The organism is Neobacillus ginsengisoli, assembly GCF_030813055.1.
This window is the reverse complement of record NZ_JAUSTW010000002.1, coordinates 43,301-57,797: the sequence shown is the minus strand read 5'-3', so window position 1 is coordinate 57,797 and position 14,497 is coordinate 43,301. Positions and strand designations below refer to the sequence as shown.

Genomic DNA, 14,497 nt, shown 5'->3' with positions numbered 1-14,497 from the left:
TTTTCTAACAAAAAGGTCCGGCAGATTTTATCAGTCTGCGGGACTTTTTTGTTAAGAATATTATTATTTCAACAACATGATTAAACTGGATCTTGATCTTGTTGTATCCGCCAAGCATGTGTATAGATATTAAAGCTTTTGTTTCGAATAAACCCAATCGTTGTTATTCCAAGCTGATCTGCAATTTCAAGAGCTAGTTCTGTAGGAGCAGATTTAGATAAAATGACAGCACAACCAATTTTTGATGCCTTGATTAAAATCTCACTAGAAACACGGCCACTAAAAACTAATATTTTATTATTAGTGGGTATAGAATGTTTCAAACAATATCCATAAAGTTTATCAAGTGCATTATGACGTCCAATATCCATTCGTGAAAATAGCATATTATTCGTATCACACATTCCAGCATTATGAACGCCACCGGTTCTTTTAAAGGTAGAAGCCTGTTGCTGTAAAGCCTCCATGAGTGAAATACATTCGTTCGGGGTTAAAGTAATTTTCACGTTGTCTAGTTTTTTAGCAGTAAAGGCGTCATTAACAAAATAAAAGCCTTGTCTCGACATGCCACAGCAGGAAGTAACATACCTTTTCGAACGAAACTTTTCATATAATAGTTTCTTTTCTTTAACGGTCACATGTGCAAATCCTCTATTTTCTTCGATCCATAAATCTTCAATATCATTAAGATTTTTTATTACATTCTCTGAAGCTAAGAATCCAATTACCATATCTTCTAAATATTCAGGTGTACACACAAGAGTTGCAAATTCAACTCCGTTAAGTTTAATGGTCAAGGCATATTCAGTAACGATGGTATCATCTATTTTCTTAAATTCACCATATTGATAACTTATTATTGGGATTTTCGTTTCATTCTGCAGTTGGATTGTAATCACCTCTTATCGGTTTTTCAAACACGAAAACCGATATTGCTATATCTTCTTCAATATTAATGTCCGAAAACAGATTCAATAAATTGGAACCCACTATTTCTTCTAATTCTTCTGGTTTGTTTTGTTTATAATATTCCTGGATCATTTTGGTTCTGGCTCGGTGTATTTGTTCATAACCTTCCGGGCTTTGTTTAATAAATTTCTCAACTGGTGTTAGATTTCCTTTTAAAGTTGTAATCGCCATATTATCGGCAAAAATTGTTTTAATAAAATCAGGCCCTTTTCCAAATAAATCTTTGCGGACCTTACGGACAATCTCATTAAATTGATGTTCCTTTTTGCTCATTGTGATTTCTCCTTTTATCCATAAGATAATTCGGAAGCCATTTGTTAGATGCCAATAAGATATAACCTAAAATAAGCAAAAGAATCACTATGGATAATAACAAGTTTTGCATAGCGTCTGAACGATTTACAATGATATATCGAACGGTTGCCGTTATCCCAATATAGATTAAATAACGTAATGGGAAATGGCCTCCATTTTTATAATAAATTATAATCATAGAGAAAAAAGCGAAATAGAGAAAAAAATTTAGCATTTGTTCTAAGATCAAATGGACATTACTAGAATCATAAATAGCATATAAGCCTATTGAATAGGTTTGTTTTAACATTAAAAAGCCTAATAGAAGTAACAAAGCCATTAAAGTTGTATTTTTGATTGCTTGAGCAAATTTTGTTACAAGATGCATTATGATTCCATACTCCATTAATTATCCCCTTTTCATTGAAAAAATTAATTTAACACTGAAGGAAATGACATTATTCCTTTAAACCTTCTCCCATTCCCTTTAGCAAATTCAGACCGAATACCAAAGATCGATTGATATCTGGGTCCTTTAGAACTTTTAGTAAGTCAAATACTCCAACCTTTTCCCCGCTTTTTAAGCCTACTTCTGCTTTTTTTATTCCATTGGAGAGACTTTTAACGAGTTTTTCGGTTGTATCAGGCTCCATATCACTTAAAGCCCCTGCTGCCGTCATAGCATTATTAATGATATTCGTTACTGGCGGACGCACCATTTGGTCAATTGCAATTTTGGCCACTTTTTCTTTCGCACGTAAAAGAGAAACTACGATTTCCATTATTCCACTCTCATGTAGTTCTTGAAGAAGCTCCATTGTCTGTTTTAGTCCATCTGAATGCATTGAAATATTATCAACTAAACGATCCAACTTTTGCATTTTAACTTGTTCTTGTGTTAATTCTTCTTTTGCAATGGTGGTAATTGGTTTTCCCATCTTTTTAATCTCCCTTTTTATGAACCGGGTTTTATATATTCATTAATCGTTGCAATTGGTCGGTAATCATCGCGGTCCCATTTACGGAATACTTCTACTCCCATTTGCGGGGATCGCTTGGCATTCCGAGGATTTATTTTAGGGAGTGGCGATGCTCCTCTCTTTTTGATTACTTGCATTTGTACTTTCGTTTGCTTATAGGCAGGAGTGTTTGTCCGTACATCACCTGTGCTTCCCGTTAATAAATTAACGGCGTTTTCATGACTAACAGAGTGCATCGGTACATACAGTTCATTTCCTTGAACCCTATCTGTTACAAGGGCCCTAAGTTTAATCGCCCCATATGGTGATAATAATCGCACCAAAAATCCGTCAGCTATTTCTCGTTCTTTAGCAAGCTCTGGAGATACCTCTACAAATACTTCTGGAAGCTTATATTGAAGCCCTCTGGATTTGTTTGTTAAGTTACCTTCATGGAAATGCTCAAGTAATCGTCCATTGTTAAGCACCAAATCAAATTCCTCCCCATACTGAACAGGAGGAACAAAATCTACTAAAGAGAAGACAGCCTTTTTATCAGGAAAATTGAAACCGTCGGTAAATAACAGCGGAGTACTTGCTCCTTGGTTGCTTCCCCAGAAAAAGCTATTCCAGCCTTCTAATACCTCATAATTGGCCTCCATAAAAATGGGCGCAAGGCTTGCCATTTCTGCAAAAATCTCGCTTGGGTGAGAATAATTCCAATTTGCTCCCATATAATTTGCAACCTGTTGAATAATCCACCAATCAGGCTTTGAATCTTCAAGTGGCTCAAATACTTGATAAAGTCTTTGCACACGACGTTCTGTATTGGTAAAAGTTCCTTCTTTTTCTAATGAAGGTGATGCAGGGAGAACGACATCGGCAAATTGAGCTGTTTTTGTAAAGAAAACATCTTGAACGACAAAGAAATCAAGCTTTGATAAGGTTTCATGAACATGATTTGAGTTGGAATCAATCCACGCCATATCTTCACCCACTAGATAAATCGCTTTGAGATCGCCCGATTCAACCGCCTCAAGCATTTGCGTATTATCTTTACCAGGTTTATTTGAAATTTTCACACCATAGGCTTTTTCAAACCGTTCACGTGCTTCATCATTTGCGATATGCTGATTTCCAGGAAGCCATCCAGGCAGTGTTCCCATATCACATGCACCCTGTACATTATTATGTCCGCGTAATGGATATGCGCCTGCTCCTTCCCTCATGTAGTTTCCTGTCAGTAAAAGAAGGTTTGAAATAGCCGCAGATGTATGGCTCCCTGCTATATTTTGCGTAACACCCATTCCCCAAAGAATACATGTACCGTCTGCCTCATGGATCATTTTTGCAACTTCTATTAATTGTTGTTTTTTGATCCCGGTTAATTCTTCTGCAAATTCCAAGGTGAATTTTTCAAGGTGTTTCACATATTCTTCATATTGATTGACATGCTGCCTGATAAACTCCTCGTTTTGCCATCCTTGGTCAAGGATATATTTAGCAACTGCACTCAACCAAACAAAATCTGTCCCTTGATTTGGGTGAATAAATAAATCGGAGCGTTCTGCCATCTCATGTTTACGTAAATCTGAAACAATTAATTTTTGTCCATGTAATTTATGTGCCCGTTTCACTCTAGTGGCTAAAACCGGATGCCCTTCTGTTGGATTTGCTCCAATGATTATCACTAGTCCTGCTTTTGCTATATCCTGAATAGTACCAGAGTCACCGCCAAAACCGACTGTTGACAATAAACCATCAGTGGCAGGTGATTGGCAATAACGGGAGCAATTGTCCACATTATTTGTTTTAAAAATTTGTCGGGCTAGTTTTTGCATCAAATAGTTTTCTTCATTTGTTATTTTTGAAGAAGAAACGAATCCAATGGCGTCGGTGCCCTCAGTTTTACTAATAGTTCCTAATTTCTCAGAAATAAGTGTCAGAGCTTCATCCCAAGTAGCCTGGACAAATTGATCTCCTTTACGAATAAGCGGTGTTGTTAGCCGTTCCTCCGAATTTACAAAATCCCATCCAAACTTCCCTTTTACACACGATGAAATGCTGTTAACAGGTGATTGTTCTACCGGTTCTACTTTTAGAATTTTGCGCCCTTTCGTCCAAACCTCAAACGTACAGCCAACCCCACAAAATGTGCAGACTGTTTTCGTTTTCTTTGTCCGTGTTTCACGCATTGCCGCTTCTACTTCTGAGATAGCGAAAATCCCACTGTAGTTTGGCTCTACGGCTTTGACTAGATCTATCATTGGGGAAAGCAAGTCTTCTTTTATTCCTGACATGTATCCAGCCTCACCTAACATTGACTTCTCCATTAACGCGTTACAAGGGCAGACAGTGGAGCATTGCCCACAGGATACACAAGAGGATTCGTTTATAGACTTACCTCCGTCCCATAGAACACGTGGCCTTTCGCTCTCCCAATCTATTAATAAAGTTTCATTGACTTGCACATCCTGGCAAACTTCTACACATCTTCCGCACAATATACATTGATCCGGATCGTATCGGTAAAACGGATGGGACATATCCACCTCGTACTCTTTTGAACGAAAAGGACGGGTTTGGTGGTCCACTCCCATTAGTTCTGCAGTATTGTGCACACGGCAATTGCCGTTATTATTATCACAAACGGTACAGTACAGCATATGATTTTCTAAAATCCGGTCCATTGCTTCCATTTGGGCAGATTTTGCGATTTTAGAATTGGTTTTGATCACCATACCGTTTTCAAATGTTGTAGAACATGCACGCATTAATTTTCCATCTATTTCACACATGCAAGTATCACAGGTTTGAATAGGTCCTGTAATTTCCGAATAGCAAATATGAGGGTGTTCTGTACCTTGAGCTAGTAAATAATCTAGGATTCTTTCACCTTTTGGTACTGTTTGTCTTTCTCCATTGATTGATACAGTAATCATTTCTTTTGCCATTTAATTAGCCTCCAAAAAATAAAAAAATCCATCACAAATCTGCTATGTAAAAAACATAGTAGTTTGTGATGGATGTATATCAAGCATTTATATATACTTTTTACCAATCCGTCATATATTTCGCCATGGAGTGTCTAAACATTGAAAACAAAATTTAAACACCACATATTAAAGTTTAGTTTTTTTTATTACCACTGTCAATACATTGATAAAGATATACAATATTTATTTATTTAACCAATATATGTACTATTTCAACTCCCCTTTTGTCTATACTTAAAAAGATGATTTCTAGATTCCTTGTGAATTTTTAAAAATATGAATGAATGATGTCAATCCAAACCTTCAATGCAGTAGCTCCTATTAGCATGGCAAGAATTCCCTGCAAGATTTTTGTATTCATCTTTTTACCCATTTTCGCTCCTAAAGGTGAGGCAATAAGGCTTGCAATGACGACAACAATGGCCGGTAAGTAACTAACCTGTCCTGTAAATACTTTACCAACTGTAACTCCTATTGATGAAATGAGAGTAACAGCAATGGATGAGGCAATCGTCACACGAGTAGGAATTTTCAATATCGTTAGCATAATTGGAACCAATAAAAAGGCACCACCTGCCCCGACTATCCCCGCACTTATCCCAACAATAAATGCAAGAACTGCAGCCAGCCATTTATTAATTTGGAGTTGCTCCATACGAAAATCGTCAATTCCCTTTTTAGGGATAAACATTAGAATAACTGCTGCGATCGCAAGGATACCATAAACTAAGTTAATGCTGTGCTCGGGTAGTAAATGAGAACCGTAACTGCCAATAAAACTTCCGAATAATACGCTTATTCCCATGTATAAAATAACTGTTTTATTCAAGTATCCACTTTTACGGTATATGAGTACTCCACCGATCGTTGCAAAAAATACTTGAACCGCACTTATCCCTGAAACTTGATGGGCAGTGAATGCTGTAAATCCCAAAAGTGGAGGAATGTATAAAAGCATGGGAAAGTTAACAATTGCTCCACCTATACCCACCATACCAGAAATGAAAGAACCAATAAAACCAATGAGAAAAAGGACAAGTATCAAAGACCAGTCCATTTGAGACCTCCTACTAAAAACAGAAAGGCACCTATGTGCCACATCTGATTCATTTTATTTTCCTTACCCCTTCTTAATCCAGAACTTATTGCCTCCTACTATTTCAATTGATCTCGCCAATGGGTAATATAACTTTGCGGTATAAATGTGGGCAAACTGCCCATTAAAGTCCGATTCGTTCAATTTAACAACAAAGTACCCTTTAGTTAAAGTTTCACTTTATCGAACCGCACAACGATTTGGTCCAATTTCCATTTCTCTTTGTTTTTCTAAATCAGGATTCAATTTTCCCATATTCGTTTCACGAATCTCCTGAAATGAATTTGGCTGTGGTGGTAAATTTTCTGTCACCAATTTTCTAAATTCATTTTCGTCTTCAATGTTTAAACCATGATTTTTTGAAAACAGTGTGCCTAATTTTTCAGATACACTGCCATCTTCGTTCAACTCATCATTGATCATAAAATGTGCTGGGAGAACAATAAGTTCCTCAGATAATTCTCTATAACGTGAATAAAGACTTTCTCTTAGATCCCCTACCCAATCTTCTGCCATACCTGCTAGATCTGGTCTACCAATTGAATCAATAAATAAAATATCACCTGAAAGTAAGAATTTTTCATCGACAACAAAAGAAGTTGACCCAATGGTGTGACCAGGGGAATATAACGTATGAATAGTAATGGTTGTGTTGCCTATTGCCACATCCATACAACCTTCTAATGGTTGGTACTCAAATGTTACTTCTGTTGCATCCTTTGGAGGTAACCAGTATAATGCGTTTGTTTTCTCAGCAATGATACGTCCGCCAGAAATGTGATCAGCATGAAGGTGTGTATCAAATACATGTGTAATCTTTGCGCCAATGCTTTCAGCGAATTTAAGATAGATGTCCGTCATACGCGTTGCATCAATTAGAGCAGCCTCCCCATTGGAAACAACCATGTAAGATAAGCACCCTTTTCCAATACGTACAAACTGATAAATTTCTCCTCCACCTTCTAAATCCCCAACTTTAACAGGTTCTAAGTGTTCACTCCATGCTTTCATTCCACCTTTTAGGTATGAAACAGTTAAACCTTCTTCTGAAAGCATCTCTGCAACCATGACGGATGAACCTTCCTTAGCACACACAACCAAAAGATCTTTATCTGTTGGAATCTTTCCCAAAATTTCTTCTACTCCATCCAGCAATTCAAAGTATGGAACATTTAGATATTGGAAGTTTTCCCCTGCGATCTTCCAATCTTGAAAATCACTTTCATTACGAACATCTAAAATAAACAACTCTACTTTATTGAATACTTTTTTTGTTACATCTTTTGAAGTCATTACATTTACAGTCATTTTCAATTTACCCCCATAGGTATTGTTTTATTTTAAAAAATATGACTAATTAAAACGTTAAAGTTACATCAGCATCTTTCGCAAACTCTAAAAATGTTACAGCTCCACCCACTTCAATGCCATCAACAAAAACTTCTTTTTCTAATCCCATAACATCCATCGTCATTTGACAACCAATAAGTTTAACACCCATTTCTTGAGCCATTGCGACTAATTCCGGAATGGTAGGTACATTTGCTAATGCAAAACCTTCTGCAAAATGTTCTTTTCCTTCAGGCATTGGAAGTTGTTTGTATGCTTCTTTATGAATTAAATTTAAACCCTCAAATGTGAAGAAAATAGTTACTTCTTGATCGGTTGCTACAGCTGCAGTTGCGATATTAAACACTTTATATGCATCAAATAATCCACCATTACTTGCAATAATTGCTACTCGTTTGTTCATTGTAAATTCCTCCTAGTTTTTAACTATTATTAGTCTGTTGTATTTAGCCCTCAAATGACTCATTAATCTCAGTATTTAGTACCTGTATTTCCTGTTTTCTTGTTCTTCACAAAATATTACTTGAAAGTAAACTATCGAAACTCATTTTAATTATTTATACCAGTCGTTTTACCAGACCACTGACTTATACCAGGGACAACATTAATTACCTTATCAAAGCCTTTTTCTGCTAACTTTTGTGCTGCAAGGTCACTACAGTTTCCTGTACGGCATACCACAATTATTTCATCCTCTTTGTTTAATTCATTAAGACGGTCTTCCAATTCACCTAAAGGAATAGAAAGCGCATTTGGAATATGATTAAATGCATATTCTGCTGTTTCTCTGACATCAAGAAGGATAACATGATCAGTTGATTCTAATTTCTTTTCGAGTTCTTCGTTATTGATCACATTTGGATGTTTTCTTTCAATGGCTTCTTCACTTGTTGACTTTCTTAGGTAATGCTTTAACACTTCTCCTTCTTCAATCGTACCTAAATATTGATGTCCTGTACTTTCAGCCCAGGCTTTAATGTCCGCTTTTGACCCTTTATCAGTTGCTTGAACTTCTAATACTTGACCTGCTTCTAAATTATTTATAGCCTTCTTTGTTTTAACGATAGGCATTGGGCACGCTAAACCTTTAGCATCTAATACAAAATCCTTTTTTAATGATTCCATGTTGTCCCTCCGTTTTTTTACCCATGCGGGTATATTTTTAATCAAAATTATTACTCAACTTCGCCTTCCCAAGCAAGCATTCCACCAGCCATGTTTATCACTTTAAATCCATAGCTTTCAAGGAATTGCTTGGCACGACCGCTTCTTCCTCCTGAACGGCAAACCATGACATACTCTTTTGATTTATCTAATTCATGTATACGAAACTCAACTAACCGTAAGGGGATATTTACAGCACCTGGAATTTTGCCAGCTGTTACTTCATCCACTTCACGTACATCAATGATATTTAATTTCTTTCCTTCCTTTAAAGATGTCTCTACTTCTTTTACAGTCATTTCTCTCATTGTATAGTCCTCCTTAATCATTTTAGGACCGAACCAGCAAAGTTCATTTTTGAAAGTCCCATTTTATGAGCGCCTCTTGAGCGCCTCTTGGCATCCTTTTTCCAAACAATTTTTCCATAAAACCTTTTTTCACTGGAATATTTTCTTCTTTACGAAGTGCATTTAATCCCCAAAACGTATGAAAAATGGTTACTTCATGATCATATTAATTTCTAAAACTTGACCAGATTCAAGGTCATTTAATGCCTTTTTGGTTTTCACAATGGGCATCGGACAGGCTAAACCTTTTACATCTAATACTTTCGCTATATTCATCGTTTGATTGCTCCTATTTATTAATTACCATTACCCCTATAGGTATAATACTAATAAAATAAAAGAGGGTGTCAACCCTTTTTTTATCGGCTTTTTACTAGAAGATTAACAGCTTCTTTTACTAATTCTTCCATGTTTTTTTCCCCTTGGTCAGCCACTTTTTGTACACACTCCACTAAATTGGAACTTACAACAACTCCAATGGTACGATCAATGGCAGTTCTTGCTGCAGATAACTGGGTAATGACTTCTTTGCAGTCCTTATTTTCTTCCATCATTCTTAAAATTCCTCTTAACTGTCCTTCAATACGTTTTACTCTATTTTTGATTTGATCATTATAATCCATATTTTTACTCCTTTAAGCACTAGTTTCTATTTTTTTTAATGAGTTTTCCTTTAATAATAATTTGTTATAGAACAACATTGACAAGTTATATATTATACCCACAAGGGTATGATGTCAACTGTTCAGTGTCCCAGTTAAGGATGTATAACCTTTCCACCATTCATTGTTTTGAGAGCCATCTTTTCATAAAAAATTCAGTTAGATTACGAGACTTCTTTTTAATCCAATATTTAATGACATTTTCGTCTTGCTCTGTTTTTAAGATGGGAGTGACCAGCATTTTTTGACCAGGCTGGAAGATCATTTAGGGCTTCTTTGTCTGTCACATGAATCTCTATTACTTGTCCACTTTCCAAATGGTCTGATCGTTTGGAAGTTCCTCTAATCTGTTCCTTAGATCATTTAAAGGAATATTTATTGAACCTTTACTAATTCCAAATTCACGTTCCATAGGTTCACGAACGTCGATTAATAGTCCTACGTTTGCAATTATTTGGTCAACCTCATGCCACTGAATTAGTTCCAATTCACCTTCTTGAATATTAGTTGCTACATAACCAGCCATATTTACAGGATCTTTAGCAGATGAATATGGAGGTGCATAGGACAATTCTAAGTTTGTCAAATCTTCTTGATTACTTTCTTTGTCACTAACAAAACGAGTATTATACGCTAAGACGTTTTTAATGTTGTGTATTCACTGGTGTATAAGAAGATATGGGTTATATATATGGTTGTTGTACTCCTACTTGGGGTTGTCAAGGCTATTGCTGAGTCCCAAATTGGGATACACGTTAAACTTCTTGGCTCAAATGAGTTAAATGACACACTAGAACCTTATTTTCAATGTTGTATGGTTTATTTTTTCATTTTTTTCCGTATGATAGCGATGAGTAGGAGCAATGTCGGAATTAATGTTAAACAAAGGAGGTATAAAAAGGAAGAATGGTTGCTGTAAACTTGGAAGTTTCTCCTATGTCACGATACCCCCACACACCGAACAACATCAACAAAAAACCAAGTGGAAGGACGACTGAACGGTAATTAGAGAGATTCAACCATTGGGCAGTGCTTAGAACAAGAGCATAATAGAACACTGATATTTTGATGAATGTCCCTGTTACCCAAATAACTGAAAATTAAATTTGGAATGAACAGTTGAGAGGCTCTTCCTAGCACTTCCACACCGCCTCGTACAGCAAAGGCACAGACCAAAACCATGCTTCCGATCACTACAATCATCGGGGTTTTAAGCAAAAAAGAACTTATAATAAAATCTGTATATTCTCTCAACTCATTACGTTTTTCATTTATTATTCCCATAAAATATATGGAAAAAACTCTTTTCTATAAGTATAAGAATAATGAAAAAGGACTGCTGAAACAGTCCATTTGTTGTGAAACTAAAGTACCCGTTACTTTATATATATTTCTTCACAATCTAATAACTATGATAAATCAACTTAGGCTACTTTAGTAACTTTCTTCGATTTAAGTACAATTTTTGAAAGGCATGCCGAAAGTATAAAAGCAAGTATTAAAAAGCCCACATTCATACCGATGACTCCTCCCCATCCAAATACGGACCAAAACACCCCTCCGACTGTTCCACCTACACTTGAACCAGAGTAATAAAGAAATAAATATAATGAAGAAGCTTGTGCCTTGTTACGTAAAGCACGTTGTCCAACCCAACTACTAGCAATCGAATGACTACCAAAGAATCCAAAAGTAAACAATCCAAGTCCTAGTATTTTAATAAACAAATTAGAATCCAAAGTTGAACAGACTCCAATTAATGTAATTAATAAATTAATTATTAATATTTTTTGCTTACCTTGGCTATCTACCAATCTCCCTGTCCAGACAGAGCTAAACATTCCAATAATCATAATTAAAAATATCCAACTTACAAGTGTTTGACTTAATGAATAGGGCTTTTCAAGTAATACATAAGCAATATAATTGAACAATGCTACATTACTGCCTAACAGCAAAAATCCCATTCCATATAAGCAAACTAACCCTGGATCTTTCAGATGGTCAATTAATGATTTTCCTAACTTTCCAATTTCTAATTGACGAGATTTGAAATTTTGTGAAGGGGGTAAGCTAATCCAAAAAATTAGGGTGGCAACTAAGCTTATTATACCAATTCCCCCTATTGCTATGTGCCAACCAAAGTAGTCACTCAGCATTCCTGAGAAAATTCTACCAAACACAGCACCAATTGCATTGCCACAAATATACAGACCCATAGCCGTTCCCAAACTCTTAGACTCTATTTCTTCTCCAAGATAGGCCATTGCAATCGAGGGCAGGCCAGCCAATGAAATTCCTTCAATAGTTCGAAACGCCAGTAGGAAATGAAAATTAGGACTGAATGCTGTAAAAATACACACCACAGAAGCAACTAACATAGAGATTACCATGATGGGCTTTCGTCCCCATGATTCAGATAAAGATCCAAAAACCAGCATGCTAATAGCTAGAACCATTGTTGTTATTGAAAGTGAAAAACTTGCAATAGTTGGAGAAATGCTAAAATCCCTCGTGAATTCTGGCATTAAGGGCTGTACGCAGTAAAGAATAGCAAATGTATTGAAACCAGCGGCAAAAAAAGCAAAGCTGGTTTTGCGAAAAATTGGTGTCCCCTGTTGAATATAACTCATAATACAATCACCTTAAAATTTATGTGAACTCCCACATGTTGCATAATAAATCATCCCTTTTAACAGATAATTGCTTGTATTAAAAAATAGACTAATTCTAAACATTAAATACAAAATACTTTTATATTTACTGCTCTATAGCTATAGATTTAAATTTACGAAAACCCTAGGTGTGTTCTGAGTTTTATATTACCACCGATAGTATATAATGTATAATTCATTATAATAATATTTTTAATGCATTTATGTAATGAATAAACTAATTGTATGGAAGAGGTGTTAATAAATGGAATGGCAACAGTTTGAATATTTCCAAACTCTTGCACGTATGCAACACGTGACGCATGCGGCTGAAGCCCTATCAATTTCCCAGTCAGCACTCAGCCGTTCTATTGCTCGATTTGAGGACGAAATAGGTGTTCCATTATTTGAACGTCAGGGACGTTCCATTAGATTAAATAAATATGGTCATATCTTTTTAAAACGTGTGGATAGTATGATGAAAGAATTCTATGAAGGTAAACAAGAAATTCAAGATTTACTTGATCCAGAGCAGGGAGAAGTTTCGCTTGGTTTTCTGCACACTCTTAGTACAAATCTTATTCCGGACTTAATCGCTTCTTTTCGTTCTAACTATCCAAAAATCAATTTTCAGCTCGGCCAAGGTCCCTCTCATACTCTTCTTGAACATTTACAATTAGGAGAATTTGATCTTTGTTTAATTGCTCCAATGGAAATTAAACCTCCAATTCAATGGAGACAACTTTGGAGTGAGGAACTTTTTGTTATAGTCCCTAAAGACCACAAATTCTCTAACAATCAAAATATTACGTTGGAAGAAATTGCAGATGAATCCTTTATTCATTTGAAAAAAGGTTTTTCCCTTCGTATGGCTATTGAGCAATTGTTTAAAGAAGCGGGGATTACACCTAAGATTACATTTGAAGGAGAAGAAGCAGACACCGTTGCAGGGCTTGTTGCTGCAGGACTGGGAATTTCAATTCTACCGAATCTGAAGGGGACAGATCAAAGTAAAATATCACAAATACGTGTCCGTTGGCCGAAGTGCCAACGGACTATTGGAATTGCTTGGGTAGAGGGAAGGTATTTATCGCCTGCAACTCAAAAATTTAAGCAATTTGTTTTGGACCATTCCTACGAATTGGGATAGGAATGGTCATTCTTTTTCAGCTACATTTATCCTTTATAACTAACAATATTTTTAAATCTTATTTTAAGGTACAGTCTCTAAGATTAGAACTAGCGCCGTTCCATATTTCTGTTTTGTACATACTTTGTAATTACGAATGGACAGGAGGCTCTGTACATGGCAGAGGGTGCATACTGAGCTGGTTTTGCTCTAATCATTGTATTGTTTATACTTCTTATCATCGTTGGAGCAGCTTGGTATTAAAAGACTCCAATGGCTAAAGGTGTGCAAAACAACACAACTGTCCAATCCACTATTTTGTAAATACATAATTCATTTCAAAAAAGACTAAAAAATAGAAAAAATAAGAAAAATTAAAAGGGGTTAAGTACATGATCAACGTTTTATTTGTATGTCTGGGGAATATTTGCCGTTCACCGATGGCTGAAGCTTTGTTTCGTGACTTACTCAAAAAAGAATATTTGACTAACAAAATCACAGTTGATTCCGCTGCAACCAGTTCATGGCAAATCGGCTTCCCTCCGCACGAAGGAACACTTGATATTCTAAAGAAATACAGTATCTCTTCTGATGGGCTTGTTGGACGCCAACTAAAAAAAGAAGACTTTTGGAAGTTCGACTATATTATCGGTATGGACGAAAGCAACATAAAAAATATTTACAGGATAATCGGCAAGCCTAATCATCCAAAGATCATTAGGCTGCTCGACCTGACCAAATACAGGAAAGATGTTCCCGATCCATTTTACACAGGTGATTTTGATGAAACCTATCGTCTTGTTTCAGCCGGCTGCCGGGCTTTACTCAATAAAATACGCAGCGAACAAAACTTATAACAACAAGGCATCCATCTTAA

Annotated in this window: 15 protein-coding genes and 4 pseudogenes; 3 read left to right on the top strand and 16 right to left on the bottom strand. The window is 36.1% G+C overall.

Features of this window, described 5'->3' with window-relative positions; all coding sequences use genetic code 11:
- Window positions 1-80 precede the first annotated feature (80 nt).
- From fdhD to J2S10_RS05625, 16 genes and pseudogenes are all read right to left on the bottom strand, one after another.
- Entirely contained in the window at window positions 81-890 is an 810-nt protein-coding gene (fdhD, locus tag J2S10_RS05700) for a formate dehydrogenase accessory sulfurtransferase FdhD (protein ID WP_370876182.1), read from the bottom strand.
- Window positions 874-1,242, bottom strand: a complete 369-nt coding sequence (locus J2S10_RS05695) for a Na-translocating system protein MpsC family protein (RefSeq protein WP_307405292.1) — start codon at window positions 1,240-1,242, stop codon at window positions 874-876. The genes fdhD and J2S10_RS05695 overlap by 17 nt, the downstream gene beginning before the upstream one ends.
- Window positions 1,217-1,669: a phosphate-starvation-inducible protein PsiE gene (locus tag J2S10_RS05690; RefSeq protein WP_307405290.1), complete on the bottom strand. Its 453-nt coding sequence runs from the start codon at window positions 1,667-1,669 to the stop codon at window positions 1,217-1,219. The genes J2S10_RS05695 and J2S10_RS05690 overlap by 26 nt, the downstream gene beginning before the upstream one ends.
- Before the next feature lie 52 nt (window positions 1,670-1,721).
- Complete coding sequence (locus tag J2S10_RS05685; protein WP_307405288.1) at window positions 1,722-2,201, bottom strand: helical membrane plugin domain-containing protein; 480 nt, start codon at window positions 2,199-2,201, stop codon at window positions 1,722-1,724.
- Window positions 2,202-2,218: 17 nt separating this feature from the next.
- Window positions 2,219-5,176 (bottom strand): formate dehydrogenase subunit alpha, encoded by a 2,958-nt coding sequence (gene fdhF / locus J2S10_RS05680; protein WP_307405286.1) that lies wholly within the window; start codon window positions 5,174-5,176, stop codon window positions 2,219-2,221.
- Between the two features lie 310 nt (window positions 5,177-5,486).
- Complete coding sequence (locus J2S10_RS05675) at window positions 5,487-6,275, bottom strand: sulfite exporter TauE/SafE family protein (protein WP_307405283.1); 789 nt, start codon at window positions 6,273-6,275, stop codon at window positions 5,487-5,489.
- 219 nt (window positions 6,276-6,494) lie between these two features.
- Window positions 6,495-7,622: an MBL fold metallo-hydrolase gene (locus J2S10_RS05670; protein ID WP_307405281.1), complete on the bottom strand. Its 1,128-nt coding sequence runs from the start codon at window positions 7,620-7,622 to the stop codon at window positions 6,495-6,497.
- Window positions 7,623-7,671: 49 nt separating this feature from the next.
- Window positions 7,672-8,067: a DsrE/DsrF/DrsH-like family protein gene (locus tag J2S10_RS05665; RefSeq protein ID WP_307405279.1), complete on the bottom strand. Its 396-nt coding sequence runs from the start codon at window positions 8,065-8,067 to the stop codon at window positions 7,672-7,674.
- A gap of 146 nt (window positions 8,068-8,213) precedes the next feature.
- The gene (locus J2S10_RS05660; RefSeq protein ID WP_307405277.1) at window positions 8,214-8,789 is read right to left on the bottom strand and encodes a sulfurtransferase TusA family protein; all 576 of its coding nucleotides are present in this window, start codon (window positions 8,787-8,789) and stop codon (window positions 8,214-8,216) included.
- Between the two features lie 50 nt (window positions 8,790-8,839).
- Window positions 8,840-9,136, bottom strand: a complete 297-nt coding sequence (locus tag J2S10_RS05655) for a rhodanese-like domain-containing protein (protein WP_307405275.1) — start codon at window positions 9,134-9,136, stop codon at window positions 8,840-8,842.
- Between the two features lie 9 nt (window positions 9,137-9,145).
- Window positions 9,146-9,341 (bottom strand): annotated as a pseudogene (locus tag J2S10_RS05650) (DsrE/DsrF/DrsH-like family protein); the annotation flags it as partial.
- Window positions 9,341-9,451 (bottom strand): annotated as a pseudogene (locus J2S10_RS05645) (sulfurtransferase TusA family protein); the annotation flags it as partial. The pseudogenes J2S10_RS05645 and J2S10_RS05650, both read right to left, overlap by 1 nt.
- Window positions 9,452-9,534: 83 nt before the next feature.
- Window positions 9,535-9,798, bottom strand: coding sequence for a metal-sensitive transcriptional regulator (locus J2S10_RS05640; RefSeq protein ID WP_307405273.1), 264 nt, complete (start codon window positions 9,796-9,798; stop codon window positions 9,535-9,537).
- Window positions 9,799-9,958: 160 nt separating this feature from the next.
- Window positions 9,959-10,429: pseudogene (locus J2S10_RS05635) on the bottom strand (sulfurtransferase TusA family protein); the annotation flags it as partial.
- Between the two features lie 413 nt (window positions 10,430-10,842).
- Window positions 10,843-11,130, bottom strand: coding sequence for a GerAB/ArcD/ProY family transporter (locus J2S10_RS05630; protein ID WP_307406736.1), 288 nt, complete (start codon window positions 11,128-11,130; stop codon window positions 10,843-10,845).
- Window positions 11,131-11,261: 131 nt separating this feature from the next.
- The gene (locus J2S10_RS05625) at window positions 11,262-12,470 is read right to left on the bottom strand and encodes an MFS transporter (RefSeq protein WP_307405272.1); all 1,209 of its coding nucleotides are present in this window, start codon (window positions 12,468-12,470) and stop codon (window positions 11,262-11,264) included.
- A 286-nt stretch (window positions 12,471-12,756) separates the two neighbouring features.
- Here J2S10_RS05625 and J2S10_RS05620 point away from each other — a divergent pair, with 286 nt between their 5' ends.
- The 3 genes and pseudogenes from J2S10_RS05620 to J2S10_RS05610 all read left to right on the top strand — a co-directional run bounded on the left by J2S10_RS05620 (window position 12,757) and on the right by J2S10_RS05610 (window position 14,477).
- Window positions 12,757-13,641 (top strand): LysR family transcriptional regulator, encoded by an 885-nt coding sequence (locus tag J2S10_RS05620; protein ID WP_307405270.1) that lies wholly within the window; start codon window positions 12,757-12,759, stop codon window positions 13,639-13,641.
- 180 nt (window positions 13,642-13,821) lie between these two features.
- A pseudogene (locus tag J2S10_RS05615) lies at window positions 13,822-13,884 on the top strand (YjcZ family sporulation protein); the annotation flags it as partial.
- Between the two features lie 128 nt (window positions 13,885-14,012).
- Entirely contained in the window at window positions 14,013-14,477 is a 465-nt protein-coding gene (locus tag J2S10_RS05610) for a low molecular weight protein-tyrosine-phosphatase (RefSeq protein WP_307405268.1), read from the top strand.
- Window positions 14,478-14,497 lie beyond the last annotated feature (20 nt).